Below are 17,296 nucleotides of genomic sequence, written 5' to 3' on the forward strand. Positions count from 1 at the left end.
CTTTAATCATTATATGGTAATACAATTTTAAATTCAGATCCTTTATTTACTTTACTTTTCACGGTGATTTCTCCCTCCATGAAGTTAACCAGTTCCTTACAAAAAGCAAGCCCAAGTCCCACACTCCCATTTTGGTTATACTGATTCTGAATTCTGAAAAACTTCTTAAATATATTATTTATTTCTGATGCAGGAATACCGATCCCCTGGTCTGTAAACCTAAACACCACTTTCCCCTTAATTAACTTTGCACTAATGTGTAACCTCTTCCGTTCAGGTGGTGAATATTTATAGGCATTTTCTGCCAGGTTATCAAACAAGGAGCCTAGTAACACCGGATCTGTTACGAATGTACTAAATCCGCTAACCTCATAAGTAAGCTTAAAGTCAGGATGTTTTAAACAATGAGATTCTACAGTACTTTCAAGAAAATCAACAATTCTGATTTCATCACGATTTAGTTGTATTGACCTATTTTCAATCTGAGTAAAAGCCAATAGCTTGTTCATTAAACCATTTAATTTATCGGCTTCTTCATCTAAGATTTTCCCGTATAGTTTAAGCTCCCGTTCGCTTAATGAACTGGCACTTTTAATATTATTACCTGCAATCTTTATCACACTGACAGGGGTTTTGAATTCGTGTGTCAGGTTATTCACAAAATCGTATTGCAACTTGAACATTTTCTGGTTAATGTTCAGGTTTCGATAAATTAAAACGGCAACCAAAACCAATAGACCATAAAAGAAGAAAGTACCTAATGCAATGGGTAAGAAGTAATTAAATATTTCACGTTCTACCACTGATTTCGAAGAAATAAAGTAAAGCTTATAATCCGAAAACGGACCTGGCAAAGTGATCTCTGTACTTAAATATACTTCGGTCGTATCCAGCGGATCGTAAGTAAGCTGCTCAATTCTGATAAATTGATATAGATCTGGCCGGGTATTGATAATTTTTAGCTTGTATGGATCTAACTGAAAAGAAAGCATGTCTTGTTGATAAACCGGACTTGGAGACAATTGCTTTCTCATCATCTCCTTATAAACCTTTAAATCTTCAAATCTGGGGATATTGAGATAGGTAATTTTATTAGCACGTACAGTACTAAAATTGCTAAACAGTTCATCTTGGTTTGGAATATTAGCAGTATCCAAACTTTCAATATAGGATGCCAGCTTTAGTGCAAGCGTATTAAATTCATTACCAACTATAAAATTCCTGGTGTTATTTCTTGAAAACAGTTCGACAGAATCAATGGGGACCAGACTTCCGAACTGATAGATATTTTTTGGCCCAAAAGAGAATTTACCTGTATTCAAACCATCACTAACTGGCAAATTGCTAACTTCTGAATCATAAAAAATTACTTTAGATACAAATGGATATTCCAGCAAAACTGTATCAACAAAATGTGCTGCCGTTGCTGAATCCAGGTAACCATTATAAAAGGAAACTTCAGGAAGCTTCTTCTGAAAAAAGTCATTGTAAGGTTTTATGCTTTGCTCAAGGACATTTACCTTTTCAGACACAAATTCATTTTCAATGTATTTTGTACTAAACCTATAAGCAAGACCTAAAGAGAGTAGAAACAAAACAGACATCAGAATGATGAAAGTAAGTATCAATGAAAAATTCTTACGGTAAACGCCTTTCTTCTCTAAAGCCATATAATGAATTTACTTCCTTTTCAGGTTAAATTCTAAAAACTCATCCAAAGAAGTATAGAACCTATGCCTGATTGCCTCATTCTTACCTACAAAAATATCACCATCATTTTCAATGTAAGTCACGCTAACATTGCGTTTCTTTAGATTTTTAACAAATTGCATCGTTTCACCAGAGTTGTTATTAGGATCTTTAATATCCTGAGCAAGCAATATTGGTGCATTAATTTTATCACTCATAAACAAAGGTGAAACCTGGCGCAATTTATCGATATCAGTAAGGGGGTTCCCGATAATTTCATAGTACATCTGTAAAATGGGTTTACGGTATGGTGGTATCGATTTTAAGTAAGTGAAAAGGTTAATTACTCCAGAATTTGAAACCGCACATGCATAAGTATCTTTACTTAAGCAAAGTCCATTTAATGCAATATAGCCTCCCAGGCCAGTTCCATACAATGCTACTCTTTTAGGATCGGCAATTTTATGATCAATCAGCCATTTCACTCCATCATCAATATCATCCTGAATTTTGCCACCCCATTCTTTAAACCCAGCAGCTACAAAACTTTTGCCATATCCCGAAGACCCTCTGAAGTTCACCTGAAATACAGCATAACCCCTATTTGCCAAAAACTGAACTTCAGGATTATAACCCCATAAATTCCTTACCACCGGACCATCGTGAGGTAATACTACTACAGGCAGATTTTCAGCTTTTTTATTCAGAGGAGTAGTTAAATATCCATGAATCAGTAATCCATCTCTGGCGTGGAAACTTATCGGTTTCATTTCAGACATTTCGTCTTCATGAATTGATGAATTAAAATCGCTTAACTTTCGCAGCTTTCCTGTATTTGCAAAATAAAGATAATAAGAACCAGGGTTACGGTCTGTAAATGTTCTTAAAATAAATATATTTTCCGCGTCATCTCTGTCAAAAATCCTGGTTTCGGTTTTTGGAAGCAATTTATCTAGATTCTGGTATACCTTCCTTACAGAATCATCCAGGAAATGCTTCTCCTTTTTCCAGGTTTCGTATACCACGAAAGACATTTTATTCTTTTTCCGCGAATACTGCGCTTCCGTTATATTCAAAGTATCATTACAAAAAAGGTTTTTAACTTCCTTTCCTGTATTACAATCAACTTCAACCAAAGCAGTTTTATCACGGTTTATGTCTGATATAGCGTAAATAATATTCGGTTCACTATGACTAAAAGCAACAGGCCAGAAAGTATCTTTAAAATTGCTGGTTAATACAGATTTAAATGGCTGGTTCTCATTAGCTCTATATAAGATGGTCGTATTCACGCCATCACTGCTCATAGCAAGCCTTAACTTTCCTTCCGCATCTGTACGCCAATCAATAATGTTCCCAGGATTTCTGGCTGCCATTTCCATACTACCGTCCCGTACATTTAAACGATAAACATCAAACACCGTCGAATCTCTTTTATTTGAAGAAACAAGTAAATATTTATCATCGATCAGTTGATCTTCAATAATCCTTAAACGGCTCTTTTCATTACTTATAAGTTGACGTTCATTGTTTCCTTCCTTATCAATAATGTACACATCGGACTGATTGGTACCTGCATCTATTTCCTTATAATAAATAAGTTCATTATTGCTTACCCAAAAATAGAAACCAATATTTTTTCCTTTGAGTTGAGTTATGGTTTTTCCTTCCCCGGTTTCTATATCTTCAATGTATATATTTCTGTCTGCTCCCTGTAGTTTAAGGTAAGAGAGCTTTTTTCCGTCCGGGGACAACCTATACGCTACTTTCCCCTGTGATTTAAAAAAATCATCAACAGGAATAATTCTGGTTTCTTTTTGCTGTTGACAAGCAATTGTAAGCGCTACCAGAATAAAGAAAAAGTACCTTTTAAATTCAATCATATCGTTAACAAGTTTACAAAGCTACGCAACACGATCTTTGTAAAGGGGGAATACACTAACATTGTTACTTTAAAAGGAAAAATAACCGTTCTCTGCTTCGGCTGGCATCTTTCCGAAGAAGAATCGGAAAGCGCCTATGCCTCTTCAGAGAAGGTGATTTTTCACTGAAGCATGATGCAGAGTTGGGAGGCATGTATTTTTTTTGATGCAGGTTGCAGAAAGGATATTAGTTTCCTGAAGTAGGATGCAATGTTAAAAAGGAGAAAAAGTGATTTTTTTTAGATGCTGAATGCCCCGAATAGGATAGTCTTAAATAGCTTTAATATTGTTCTTATTTGCGACCTATATCAGTTGGGTTTTGATCGAACAAACCCGAACGAGGTACGAGCAAGGTCCCTCTAAAAATCAGCTTTGTCATTAAGTCAGATTGAACCTCCTTTAATGCCCGGCAACGATCATAAAAAAAATGCTTATTATACTTAAAAAGGATTATTCTTATTTTGATAAATAAATATACAAATTAATAAACTATCATTTGAACCAAACTGGCTAATGTGTATTAAAATCGTTAATTTTAAACTCCTGATTTAACTACCCTTTAATGAAATCAATATCAATTGTCTTTATATTTTGTTTCAGTTCGGTATTTTGTCTGGCGCAAGACAACGTTGATGAGGCCCTTGCGTATCAGCACTACCAGCAAGGTCAATATCAACAGGCTGTTGTATTATTCGAAAAACTATTCAACAAAACAAAGAGTAACACTTATTTTGAGTTTTATTTTAATTCATTACTGAACTTAAAAAGATATGATGAAGCTGAGAAACTGGTTAAAAAACTGAGCAGACAGGATGCCAGGAATATTCAGTACAACATATCCCTGGCCAGGGTTTATCAGGATAAAGGACAAGTAGAATCTGCGAATAAACTTTATGCCCAGGTTATCAGCAACCTACCCGCTGATGAATTTAAAATCAGGGAGATTGCCAATTACTTTTACAATTTTAAGGCTTACGATCTGGCGGCATCTACTTTTCTACAGGGAAGAAAAGTGCTTAATGACAACAAGCCTTTCACGTATGAACTTCTAAGTATTTATCGCTTTAAAAAGGATAAAAACATGCTTTTACAGGAATATCTGAATGCATTACCAGAAATGCCTCAGCTTTTACCTCAGGCGGAAAGTGTATTATCATCCGTATTTGAAGACAATACTGATTATCAGGTTTTGCAATCAGCATTATTAAAGAAAATACAAAAAGAACCGCAAACTGAAATTTACACCAAATTACTGATTTGGCAATATTTGCAACAACAGGACTATGAAATGGCATTGAGACAGCTTATTGCACAAGATAAGAGGTTAAAGGATAATGGTGCAACCTTGTTTAATACCAGTAATACATTCCTTGAAAATAAGGCCTGGACTACAGCAATAAAGGCTTTTGAATATTTAATAAGCAAAGGGAAAGAAAACCCATATTACCTGCCAGCAAAAGTTGAAATGATTAATGCAAAATATCAACTTGCAATCGGTGGGCATTTTGATAAAAATGCAATTGCTGAACTTGCAATGGCCTACCAAAGTATCATTGATGAATATGGGAAAAACCGGCAGACACTTTTTGCATTAAAACGAATGGCCAATCTACAGGCCTATTACCTTAAGGATCTGAATAAAGCTGAGCAAATACTTGAAAACATACTAACCATAACAGATATTCAGGCAACAGAAATGGGACAGGTTAAACTTGAACTTGGAGATATATACATTCTGACTAAGCAACCCTGGGAGGCCTTTTTAATTTATGAACAGGTAGCGAAGCAATTTGAAAACCAGGATATTGGTAACGAGGCAAGGTATCGATCAGCCAAACTTTCCTTCTATCAGGGTAATTTTGAATATGCAAAATCGCAAGCTGATGTTTTAAAGGCTTCAACGTCTCAACTGATAGCCAACGATGCTTTAAACCTTAGCTTGCTGATATCGGACAATCTTCAATCGACCTTAGATAGCAATGCACTTAAAATGTATGCTGATGCAGAGATGCTGCAATTTAGGAACCTTTCAAGCCAGGCACTTGCTAAATTAGACAGTATAAATATTGCTTTTCCGAACAACAGTCTCGCGGACGATATCCTGATGACAAAATCAAAAATCTATATTAAGAATAATGAGATTGATCAGGCCCTAAAGGTTCTTACAATACTAACAGAACAACATGAAACCAGCATCTGGACAGATGATGGGCTTTTTACTCTTGCTGATCTTTATGAAAAAAACTTAAAGGATTTGGAACAAGCAAAAAAGCTATATCAAAAATTAATCAATGATTATCCTGGCAGTATGTTTACTGCTGAAGCACGTAAGCGTTTCCGCAAACTTCGCGGTGATAATGTTGGCACTTAGTATTATCTTTGCGCTATGCTTTTATACAATATAACTTCAATAATTGATGACACAGTAGCTGATAGCTGGCTGAAATGGATGGAAGATGTACACATCCCAAGTGTTATGGCATCAGGAAAATTTGTATCACACAGGCTTCTAAGGGTACTGGACTCCCCAAATGAGGGTGTCACTTATTGTGCTCAGTTTGTTGTGGAGCATATGGCAGATTATCTGGATTACCAACAAAACTTTGCACCCGCCCTACAGAAAGAAGCTCAGGTTATCTTTGAAAATAAAGCGGTTTCCTTTCGTACATTAATGGAATATATCGCCTAATTAAATATGCAAATTACTAAAACACCACTAGAAGGTCTTCTGGTTATTGAACCAAAAGTATGGAAAGATAACAGAGGATATTTTTATGAAAGTTACAGTGCTAAACTGTATGCTGAAGCCGGAATTGATGTAGCATTTGTACAGGATAATCAATCTTTTTCGCAAAAGGGAGCCCTTCGCGGTTTACATGCACAAAACAGGCCTTTTGAACAAGGAAAACTGGTTAGAGTTTTACAAGGTAGCGTATTAGATGTTGCTGTAGATATTAGAAAGGATTCAGCAACATATGGCCAACATTTTACTATTGAACTAAGTGGAGAAAACCACAAACAACTTTGGGTACCGCCCGGATTTTTACATGGTTTTTTGACACTGGAGGATCAAACAATTTTCACTTATAAGGTGAGCAATTATTATGATAAAAATTCAGAGATAGGCGTCATGTGGAATGATCCTGAACTAAATATAGAATGGACTAAGTATATGCCTGGTTCAGCGTTTTTATTATCGGATAAAGACCAGGAATTGGATAGCTTCAAAGAATTTAAAAGTCCATTTTAAACCATCTAAATTATACTACATAAAAAAAGATGAAGGGTTTCTTCATCTTTTTTTTATGCTTGTTATTTTCTATCTTTTATTGTTTGATCAGATCATATAATTCATCCAATTTTGGAGAAAGTACAATCTCAATTCTTCTATTTTTACTTCTTGTTTCAGCCGAAGTATTTGGACCTAGAGGCTGGAATTCGCCTTTGCCGGTCGCTGTCATACGCACTGGCTCAACTTTACTTACTTCTGTTAAATATCTTACTACAGAAGTAGAACGTAAAACACTTAAATCCCAGTTATCTTTGATTTGTCCAAGGTTAGTGATCTTTTGAGAATCGGTATGCCCCTCTACTGCTATATTGATCTCCGGTTGTTGTTTTAGTACATCAGCTAACTGACTAAGTGCCTGTTTACCTTTCTCATCAATAATGATACTACCAGAAGGGAATAACAATTTGTCCATTAATGAAACGTACACTTTGCCATTACGAATTTCAACCGTCAAACCATTTTTAGTGAAGCCAAGCAAAGCTTTTTGTAATTTTTCTTTTAGCTGATTGGTAGCTGCATCACGCTTGCGCAATATCTCTTCTACTTCCTTCAGTCTTTGTTCGCGTTTCTTAAGGTCTGAGCTCAGCTTATTGATCTCATTAGAACTATTACTACGCAACTTACTATAGTTGTCGTCCATTTCCGAATAACGCCCCTTTAAATCTTTTAAGGCACTACTTAATCCTGTAGTATCTTTTCTCAATTTAGAGATCAGCCCTTCTAAATCCTCATTCATTAATTGCGACTCATTCCAGCCCTTATTTAAAGAATCTTGCTTAGCTAACAGTGATTTATATTTTTGTGGAGATAAGATAACACAAGAGCTAAATGCACTGGCCAACAGTGCAACAAATAAAAATAAACTGATTTTCTTCATTATTGTAATTGGTTATTAAAGGATTATATCTGCAAAGCTGGTTAAGCTTTTAAAGCAGGTGATGGTTTATTTGTGTTTAGTACTACTGCTGTACAGCATTTCTCAAAAATACGATAAAAGGATAAACGCTTTTAAAAGCATTTTTCAACTTATTAACGATTCCAGGTTTAAAAAATTCTTCGTCCTTAATAGGAAAAGTTGCGATAAAGCTTTTTAATTTCAAAATCTCTATTTGAGGATGATCGGTTTCATAGCCTTTAGGTGCCTTTTTCAATTTGTCTTCCTGACTTAACTGAAAGGTATTTTTAAAATCTTTTGCTTCTATGATTTCCAGAAATTCTGAGGTATTGTAATCTATCTCTTCTCTTATTTTTTTTAGATCTGTTGCCTCAGGCATCCAAAATCCGGCTGCAAAAAAACAAGCTCCAGGCTGAATGTGCAGATAGTACCCTGGTTCATTTACGCCTTTACCTTTAACGGCGAAAAAAATCCCATAATTATTCTTATAAGGGTCTTTATTCTTACTAAACCGTACATCTCTATAAATTCGTAGCAAACACTTTTTCGATTGTGTCTCTGCAGAAAATGCCGGGTCTGCTGCTGCAAGCTCTGGAATGAGCTGATCAACAAAAGCCAATACATCAGATTTGGCAATTTCGTACCTTTCTTTGTTTTCAGCAAACCATTCGCGATTGTTATTTGCAACTACGTCTGTTATAAAGTCAAGTGTTTCTGGCTTGATCATGGCTTATCGTAATAGGCGTTATACTTTATTTTTGGAGATAGGCAATGTAATAAAATCACCCGGGAATATCGATAATTGAATGGAGATAAAATCACAGTCCCTCCAAAAATAACACCTACATATAACCAGAAAGCATCAAATTCAAGATAACCTCCTGATAAAATATAAGTGGCTATAGACAGGGTAATCAATTCGGCACAGTTCATTGCATAGCTTATATACATGGCTGCATAAAAATAGCCTGGTTCAATTTCATAGCGTTGGTTGCAATGTGGGCAAAAAGTATTAGTATGTTGAATATTAAAACCGTATAAACTACCTGTAAAAATATTACCTCTTCGGCAATGCGGACACTTGCCATTGACTATAGCATACAATTTGGATGTTTTTTTTTCCATTTTTAACGGGATACCAGCATTACAAAATGCTGTAGAAAGAAGATTTTACAAATGTGAAACGCTCTGAGTCGCTTTTTTACGATATTTCATATACCATAAAACGCCTACACCTGTAATCAAAACATAAGGAATGGCCAAAAGATACAAAATCCCTGTATTTAACCCCTTGCCTTGTGTATTACCATTTTTAGTGCCTTGTTCGGCATTTACAGAACACATTGCGCATTGCGCATTGGCTGTGTTACTAACAGAAATGGCAGACAACACAATAAATATGAAGACAAATGCGATCCTTTTCATTCGAAACTATTATTCTTAAATTCCTAAAAGCAGGCCTTAGCAGCTCTGTTGCTGGCAAATATACAGATTAACATATGAAGCTAATTAAAAATTGTGTCATAAAAAAGCCCCACCGATATATGGTGAGGCTTATAGAGAACATAGGTAGATTTTTATTATTGTAATGTTCCCGTAAACATAAAATCAGGATGTTCAATGCTTATAAACTGGCCTAAAACCGCACCTGTTGTTGGATGTAAAAAATAATCTAGTTTGAAACTATCTACATTTATTCTTTCATCAAGTATTGGCCCCAATGGTTTATTAACGTTATTATAAAAGAAAGCAGAATTTCCATCAAAATCTGGAACAATGGTAAATTTAAATGTACCATTATTATCTTTTGTATAGGTGTAGGGGTATGTTATGTTAAGAGAGCTTGTACCAAATGGTGTATTCATTCTTACAATCATTAATTTAGATACACTATTAAATGAAAATGACATCGCCCCTAAAGTTACTGCAGCTCCGCCAACATTAATGCCTGCATTTCTTATTCTGGTAATAACTTGTGCCCTTCTTGTGATAAAATCTGTTCCCCAGCCTGGAAAAGTTGTGGCATTAGGTAGATTAACAGAAGTATAAGCCGATCCCAAAACTGCACTTAATGGCAATACAGGTACAGGGGAAACGATTAGTTCTATTTTATCCCCAGCTGTGGTCACTAAGAACAGCTTTTTCGCCCCAGAATCCCATTTTACATCAGTAAATATAAGTCCAGCTTCTTTTATAGGGCTTGGTAATCTTATGCCCTGATCAGAAAAGGAGAAGATTCCAGTATTATTAACAACGGAAGTACCCATTAGTGAAATAAATGAAAATGCTCTCGATCTTACATCAGGACTGATAGAAACCTGAATTTTCCTATTTCCATCCTTTGGATCAAGAAAATAGGTGAAAGGATTATCTTTCAAATATTGTGTAATCCCTGCAATGTTATCAGAAAACTGGTTACTGGTATAAAAAGCTTTTTCCTCTGCTGTGGCTTTTATTAAAATCAATGGTGCTTTTCTTTTTTTACCTATTAATTTAATGGTATCTCCAACTTGTTCTCTGATTTCAAATTCAAAATCAGATCCATATCCCACAGCATAATTGCCATCAAAAGATTCATCATCGGGATCTTGTAAAAGATGTAATAATGTATAAGTATCAAAAATAATAGAAGGTGCCATTACTTGTTTGATTCTATAGGTACTTTGAATATTTTCTAATGCTGCATCTTCATCATAATCAGCCCGCATTATAACCTTATTATCCTTGTCAAAAGACATGTAGAAGTTATAACTTCCCCCTACAATAGTGGTATTCAAATATGCTACCCAGCCATTCGGACTGTTAACAAGTTCATTCCTATATTTTTCAAGGTCAGCAGCCACCCGTTCTTCTGGTCTCTTCCCATCGATCAATTCTTGATCATTTTTTTTACAGGCCTGCATTATCAATAATGCAAAAAGACCCATTATAAATATTTTTCTCATGTTAAATCTAAAGTTTAATTTACAATAGGTTATCGTTGAATAGTGGCATGAAATGCTAATTGGCCGGTTGTACTATCAAAAAATCCCATTCTTGCATTTTTCGACCCCGGAAAAATATTTTCAACCCAGCTGATTGTAAAAGTCTTAGTTGTAAAATAATCCAAAATAGGTTTCATTTGAACTTCTATAAGTTTTCCATTAACATAAGGTGGGGTTGTCCCTTGCGTTGCCGCCAAAGCTAATTTTACACTCCCAGGATCTCCTACAGTTATGGTAGCCGTTAAATCATACCAAAAAGCGAAACCACCTGCTACAAATTTTAAAATCATCCTTGTTCGATTAGCTGTAACGTCAGTAAATACAAGCTCAACAGTGGATGTAAGTGGAAGAGTTGGCCGTGCTGCAAGCACTAAAGCAGCGGCATTGGCATATGCTGCAGTAAATGCAGGAGCTTGATTGGGTGCTGTTCTATCTGCAGTAAAGCCTTTGAATGATCCCTCATTTAACCAGAAAGAAAGAGGTAATTTTGTTACTGGAGCATAAGTTTCTATTGCCGTTCTAACTTTATCCTGTAATGTTCTGAAATCTAAACCAAATGAGCTTTTATAGTAATCAACTACTGCTTGTTCCTTTTTTCTCAATTTCGTTACTGCAGTAGGGTCAGTTGCCTGATTCAAATACCACTCAAATTGATTTTGTCCTCCAACCAATAAAGTAGAGGCCATTTCCGCAAAATCTTCATTTTTATTATTTCTTGAATATCTGGTAATAAAACCGAAGTTCCGGGCAACAGAGGTTGGATTAGCTGCCCCAACCCAGGAAGCACCGACATAATTACCTGAAATATCTTCAAAAGATGGTGGAACGGGAATATTCTGATTTAAGATGTGAACAAATTCATGATGCATAGTATGAAATGCAGCAGGTCGTTCTGGAGTTCCCATCACACTTTCAAAACTATTCCTATCATAGGAATTAACTACGTATAAATTGATTTGTCTTCCAGCATCAGCTGTTCCCAAAGTCAACTGATTATCTGAATATTCTCCACTCCCAAACAGCGCAATCTCTTTAGGCAATAATGGCAGTAGAAACCCTTTACCAGTCATTTCTAAGTATGGTTTAATAAAAACGGCGTCTACTCCTTCCATAATTGGCTGAACTTTATCCTCTTTTACAGGAGCTACTTCTTTACTAATATCAGCCTGATATCTGTCGAAACGATATAACACCTCAATATTATAAGGATTTAAAAAATTGTTATCCAACCATTCATCCAGGCTACCTTTTGCATAAGTATCTAAATTTGATTTAGTAATATCAACATTTAAATCCTTCTCCTTTTTACATGATGCTATTACTGTTAATAGCAAAATCATATATAAAAATATCTTCTTCATAATCGTTAATTTATCTTGGATTAAGTGCTAAACCTGCTTTAGTTGCAGGAATTGGTAATTGGAAAACCCTACGCGGATCACCCGGTTTAAGTTCTATGAATGTATTCCCTCCATTCTGGTCAACAATGTTGTGTCTTACCGTAAGATCATGCCTTATGATATCAAACCAACGTAACCCTTCACTTACAAATTCAGCTCTTTTTAAATCCAAGATTGTTTTAATTAAACCTTCTTTTGGGTCAGTAATTTTATGGAAAGTAGCAATCTTAGCTAATGTAACAGCATGAGTAGTCGCATTATAATTTGTAATCCTGGTACTTAGAAAAGTATTAATATCTTGCAATGCCTGATCAAACTGATTACTTGATGCATAAGCCTCAGCCCTGTTCATGATCAACTCATCCGCGGTAAGCAAAGGAGTCATGATATAGGGTTGACCAAATCCTGAACCAATTTTTGATTCAAAAAATAATTCATTGATTTTACTTGTGGTCCAAAAGGGATCAACATATGGGGTTGATTTATAAGCGTAATTACCCCCAGAAACATTTGGTCCGAATAGCACAGTATTGGTAACAGTTTTCCATAATCCATAACGGATTTGAAAATTTCTTGCCCATACAGAATTAGCCTCTCCCAATAATAAATTAGAATTCTGTGAAGACTTGGTAAATTCAACTTGCATAACACCAGCACTCATTGCTGCATATGTGCTATTCCATGGTCTTAACATTCCTTTCGCCTGGTCTGGAGTTATTAGTACTTTGTTTGTATGCTCAATAACTTTAGCATAATCTCCTTTAAACAAGTAGAACCTTGCTGCAAGTGCATTGGCCGAATTCTGATTATAATGGTACTTCTGAGCAACCTTATAAACTGAGTTATCAACTAATGCCAGCCCCTCTGTTAAATCGCGCTCAATTTTATCGTAAACCTCTGCAACTGTACCTCTTTTATATTGAGGAGAAACTGTAATCTCAGGTTCCGTTACAAATGGGATGCCTGGTGATTCATTAGCCTGACCTGGTTTATATATTTGTGCATATAAACTAACCAACATAAAATGAGCATAAGCCCGAGCTAATAATGCTTCCCCTCTATATGGTCGGAGATCAGTCTCTTCAGGATGTTCATCTATATATTTTAAAGCGGTATTAGCAGAAGCAATAGCTAAATAAGTTTCGTTCCAGTAATTATCTGTTGAACCACCAACATCTACCCCGTTCTCAAAATCTTCCCAAAAATAAGCCTTTGTCCACGATTCAACAGAACTATTAGTCCTATAATCAGTTCTAGGTCCTTTATCTTCAGCGTTATCAGAAGAATTCTCCATAAACGAGAGGCTTTCTGCTTTAGGATATGCAGACACTAAAAGTTGTGCTACCTTTTCTTTTGAGTTTAACTGTGTCCTTAAATCTGGAGTCTTTTCCAGAAATTTTTTACATCCAGAAGCCATGAAAACCACCATCGCAACTAGTATGATATATTGATATCTTATTGATTTCATGATCTATATTTTTAAAATCCAACCTTTAATGATAAAGTGTATTGTCTAGGAATAGGCATAGCTACACCACCAGAACCAAAAAACTCTGGATCCTGACCATTTAATCGTTTATCAGAATATATTAGCCAAACGTTATTTCCAACCAAACCAACAGATGCATTTGTAGCCCCTATAACTGAAGACCATGCTTTAGGCAACTGATAAAACAGCATAACTTGTTTCAGCCTTGCAAAACCACCATCGGCGACCCGCACAGATGAATAATTATAGGCATTGTAAGGCCGCTCTGTACCTCCAAAATTGCCCACAACAAACTTATCTGCTATTGCTGGCACATTGGTAAATTGTTCATCACCAGGCTTTGTCCAACGACTTAAAAAATCTTTAGATGTGGCCGTCAGATCGGTATAACTGTCACTAAAATTGGGATTCAATCTTACTTTATTACCAGCGCTGAATGTCACTAAAGCTGATAATGTAAAGTCTTTGTAAGTAAACTTATTAGAAAAGCCACCAGTAATCTTCGGATCAACCTGTCCTTCGTATTTCAAGTAACGTAATTCATTACTTTGAAAATAAACATCCGTAGATTTTCCTTGACCCGTTTCATCAATAAATGTTGGAACCCCAGTGTCATGGTCTAAGCCATCAAAAACAATGGAAAATAAGCCACTTTGTGGATAGCCAAGTCTCGAACCACCTGTTGGTGTAACCAACTGAAATATTGTCGGATCATAGTCTAAACGAGTAATTTTGCCTTTATGGTAACCAAAGTTTAAGTTTGTACTCCATTTAAATATGTCCCTGTCAATCACTTTAGCATTTAATGTAAATTCAATACCCTTAGACTTCATATCTGCATAGTTGGCATTCTTTAATCCTTCGCCACCAATACCAGCAGTTGGAAAAAGCCCGATCAGATCAAAGCCATTACGATTATAAAGATCGATTGATACTGAAAATCTATTTTTAAGAAAGCCTAGATCAAAGCCAAGATTTGTATCATAAGTTTTCTCCCAAGTAAGCTCAGAATTCTCTAAACCATCTATATAAATTGAGGGCTCTTTATCAATATCGTCCGTTCTTCTTGTAGTTTGATTTCTCAAAATCATACTTGAATTTTTAGCATTTGCAGTACTCGCAGTTAATCCGTAAGTCGCCCTGATCGTTGCCCTGTTTAGCACGTCCTGCTTTTTGAAAAAATCCTCTTCATGAAGGTTCCATGCCCCAGATACGTTCCAAGTAGGTAACCATCGTGCAGTTGGTGAGTCACCAAGTAAATTAGATCCATCATAACGTCCCGTTGCATTAAAACTATACTTTCCTTTATAAGAGTAAGCTGCCTTAATCGCATAAGATAAGAAACGCTCATAGGCCATTCCCATTCCATAAGGATAAGAGTTGGCTTCAATAGCCTGTTTATAGTAATCGGAATTTATAAATGGTATACCACCATTATCAAATTGATAACCTACTCCATTGCTAAAACGATCCTGTCTATCATTAGACCTCATTTCAACAACACCTAGAATATTTAAGTAATGATCTTCTTTAAATATCTTATCATACTCCAAATCATGACGCATAAAATAATTAACTAAACCATTTGAAGTCACATTATAAAAACCTCCCCCGGGTAATACAATACTTGGTAGTGAACCAGGTTTTGATGGATCTTTATATAAAAACTTGTTATTTTCAATTACATTACTGTTATAATATGCACGATACGCATTTGCAGCATTCGAATATTCAGTTATACTATGTTCTCTATCAGATTTTACATATCTATAAGCACCTGTAAATGCATATTTCAGGCCATCAATAATCTTATACTTCAATCCCCCCTGAATCTTTAGATCTATCAATGTTGTCTTAATACTATTATTTTCCAGTTCCTGTAAAATATTAAAAGGCGCATAATTCTGAACAAAATATTCTTTGTTCCCGTACACATCATAAGGTGTAAGCGTTCTACTAGTATTTAGTGCATAGTTAAAAGGATTGATATCAAAATCTCTATCAACCTGTCCCAAAACCGTGTTATCTTCTTTATTTACTGTTCCTGGACTACGCTGATCACGGATTGATCCTTGCGATAAGATTTCTACCTGTAGCCTGTCTGTAATATCAAAATTACCTCTTAACATCCCCGTAAAACGTTTTACACCATCTGCAACTGTCCAACCGTTATCATGTAAAAAACTTGTTGAAGCATAAAATTTTGACTTTGCTGTACCAGATGATATACTTATTGAATGATCTTGCATCAAAGAATTACGGAACAGAACATCAAACCAATCTGTATTAGCATTAGCATAACGATTTAAGAATTGTAAACGACTCGGAGCATCATTTCTCAATCCAAATTGACCAGTAACTGGATCGTAATCATACATCAAATCATACATTTTACGATATACGCCACCATTTTCAGATCTAGAAACATCTGAATGTCTTAACCAACCTTTATTTTCCATATCCAGATAAACTTGCATCTGATCTGCAGAGTTCATGATATCAAACTGGTTGTAATTTGGCTTCAGATAAGTAGTAAAATTCCCTGAATAAGAAATTACAGCCTTTCCCTCAGTATTTTTACCTTTCTTAGTAGTTACAACAACAACACCATTCATTGCTCTCGCACCATACATAGCAGTAGCAGCGGCATCTCTCAAAATTTCAAAACTTTCGATGTCATCAGGGTTTAATCCTGCCACTGATGAACCGATTAATGTTGCCGCATCTCCGCTGGATAATTGCTCATTAGAAATATTTACCAAATCCTCAAGCATAATTCCATCAACCACCCAAAGTGGTTTATTATCCCCGTTTAGGGATGATGCACCACGAATACGAATTTTTGGTGCCGCTCCAAAAGTACCGGAAACGTTTTGTACTGATACCCCAGCAACTTGCCCTTCCAGCATTCTGCTGACATCCTGAATACCACTTCTTTCTGCGTCAACAGCTTTTATCTTAGTTGATGACCCTGTAAATAGCTTTTTGTTTAGCTCTTGATAACCAGTAGAAATCATTACTTCCTTTAATTGACTTACATCTTCTTCCAGAGATACATCAATTGATATTCTTCCAGCAATGGGCACTTCTCTTTGTTTGTAGCCAATTGCAGAAAAAACTAGTGTAGCTCCTTCTTTAACTTTAATTTGGTAGTAGCCATTACCATCAGTAGAAACACCATTTACTACGTTTTTTTCTTTCACACTAACACCAGGTACGGGTTCTTTGTCTTTTGAAGAAGTAACACGTCCTTTAATGATTAGATCTTTATTAGTAGCAGAAACAGATACTTTTTTTAGAATGACCTGTTTACCAATAATGCTGTAAGTAATTCCTTTTGCCTCTAAAGGTTCAAGATCAGAACGAATAGAAATTAACTTTTCGGGAGCATCAATGCTCATGGACTTGCTAATTTGGGTCGCATCGTAAACAAAGCTAACTTTGTAAGCAGACTCAATTTTTTTAAGATAATTTTCTAAGGACACCGCCTTAAGTACTTCCCGTTGTACCCTTTCGGCACGGGCAGACGACATACAGAGGAACGCAAATATAAATATGCCCTGCACGAAATACTTCAACCCCCACATGGTTCTTTTGTAGTTGTTCTTCATAAATGAATGTTAAT

Annotated in this window: 13 protein-coding genes; 3 read left to right on the forward strand and 10 right to left on the reverse strand. The window is 35.7% G+C overall.

The features are described 5' to 3' along the window. Nucleotides 1-2: 2 nt before the first annotated feature. Nucleotides 3-1,670, reverse strand: coding sequence for a sensor histidine kinase (locus WC623_RS03045; RefSeq protein ID WP_372848038.1), 1,668 nt, complete (start codon nt 1,668-1,670; stop codon nt 3-5). A 9-nt stretch (nt 1,671-1,679) separates the two neighbouring features. Next, nucleotides 1,680-3,572 carry a prolyl oligopeptidase family serine peptidase gene (locus WC623_RS03050; protein ID WP_372848039.1) on the reverse strand — a complete coding sequence of 631 codons (1,893 nt, stop codon included), beginning with the start codon at nt 3,570-3,572 and terminating at the stop codon, nt 1,680-1,682. A 601-nt stretch (nt 3,573-4,173) separates the two neighbouring features. Here WC623_RS03050 and WC623_RS03055 point away from each other — a divergent pair. From WC623_RS03055 to rfbC, 3 genes are read left to right on the forward strand one after another with little or no spacing between them, the layout of a single operon-like run. Next, nucleotides 4,174-5,982: a tetratricopeptide repeat protein gene (locus tag WC623_RS03055; RefSeq protein ID WP_372848040.1), complete on the forward strand. Its 1,809-nt coding sequence runs from the start codon at nt 4,174-4,176 to the stop codon at nt 5,980-5,982. A gap of 15 nt (nt 5,983-5,997) precedes the next feature. Then, on the forward strand, nt 5,998-6,300 hold the full coding sequence (locus WC623_RS03060) for a DUF4286 family protein (protein WP_372848041.1): 303 nt from the start codon (nt 5,998-6,000) through the stop codon (nt 6,298-6,300). 6 nt (nt 6,301-6,306) lie between these two features. Next, nucleotides 6,307-6,861 carry a dTDP-4-dehydrorhamnose 3,5-epimerase gene (gene rfbC, locus WC623_RS03065; protein WP_372848042.1) on the forward strand — a complete coding sequence of 185 codons (555 nt, stop codon included), beginning with the start codon at nt 6,307-6,309 and terminating at the stop codon, nt 6,859-6,861. Nucleotides 6,862-6,937: 76 nt separating this feature from the next. On the opposite strand, the gene WC623_RS03070 is transcribed toward rfbC, so the two are convergent. The 8 genes from WC623_RS03070 to WC623_RS03105 form a co-directional block, all read right to left on the reverse strand. Beyond that, nucleotides 6,938-7,780 (reverse strand): OmpA family protein, encoded by an 843-nt coding sequence (locus tag WC623_RS03070; RefSeq protein ID WP_372848043.1) that lies wholly within the window; start codon nt 7,778-7,780, stop codon nt 6,938-6,940. 82 nt (nt 7,781-7,862) lie between these two features. Further along, complete coding sequence (locus WC623_RS03075; protein WP_372848044.1) at nt 7,863-8,525, reverse strand: DUF2461 domain-containing protein; 663 nt, start codon at nt 8,523-8,525, stop codon at nt 7,863-7,865. Next, nucleotides 8,522-8,923 (reverse strand): DUF983 domain-containing protein, encoded by a 402-nt coding sequence (locus WC623_RS03080; RefSeq protein ID WP_372848045.1) that lies wholly within the window; start codon nt 8,921-8,923, stop codon nt 8,522-8,524. Before WC623_RS03080 ends, WC623_RS03075 begins: the two co-directional genes overlap by 4 nt. A gap of 45 nt (nt 8,924-8,968) precedes the next feature. After that, nucleotides 8,969-9,223, reverse strand: a complete 255-nt coding sequence (locus WC623_RS03085) for a hypothetical protein (RefSeq protein WP_372848046.1) — start codon at nt 9,221-9,223, stop codon at nt 8,969-8,971. Nucleotides 9,224-9,378: 155 nt separating this feature from the next. After that, nucleotides 9,379-10,743, reverse strand: a complete 1,365-nt coding sequence (locus WC623_RS03090) for a DUF4302 domain-containing protein (RefSeq protein WP_372848047.1) — start codon at nt 10,741-10,743, stop codon at nt 9,379-9,381. 29 nt (nt 10,744-10,772) lie between these two features. After that, nucleotides 10,773-12,143, reverse strand: a complete 1,371-nt coding sequence (locus tag WC623_RS03095; RefSeq protein ID WP_372848048.1) for a substrate import-associated zinc metallohydrolase lipoprotein — start codon at nt 12,141-12,143, stop codon at nt 10,773-10,775. A 10-nt stretch (nt 12,144-12,153) separates the two neighbouring features. Further along, the gene (locus WC623_RS03100; protein ID WP_372848049.1) at nt 12,154-13,650 is read right to left on the reverse strand and encodes a RagB/SusD family nutrient uptake outer membrane protein; all 1,497 of its coding nucleotides are present in this window, start codon (nt 13,648-13,650) and stop codon (nt 12,154-12,156) included. Between the two features lie 11 nt (nt 13,651-13,661). Beyond that, entirely contained in the window at nt 13,662-17,282 is a 3,621-nt protein-coding gene (locus WC623_RS03105; protein ID WP_372848050.1) for a SusC/RagA family TonB-linked outer membrane protein, read from the reverse strand. Nucleotides 17,283-17,296: the final 14 nt, after the last annotated feature.

Origin of the sequence: Pedobacter sp., assembly GCF_041645105.1 — a bacterium.
In the GTDB taxonomy this organism is placed as follows: Bacteria; Bacteroidota; Bacteroidia; order Sphingobacteriales; family Sphingobacteriaceae; genus Pedobacter.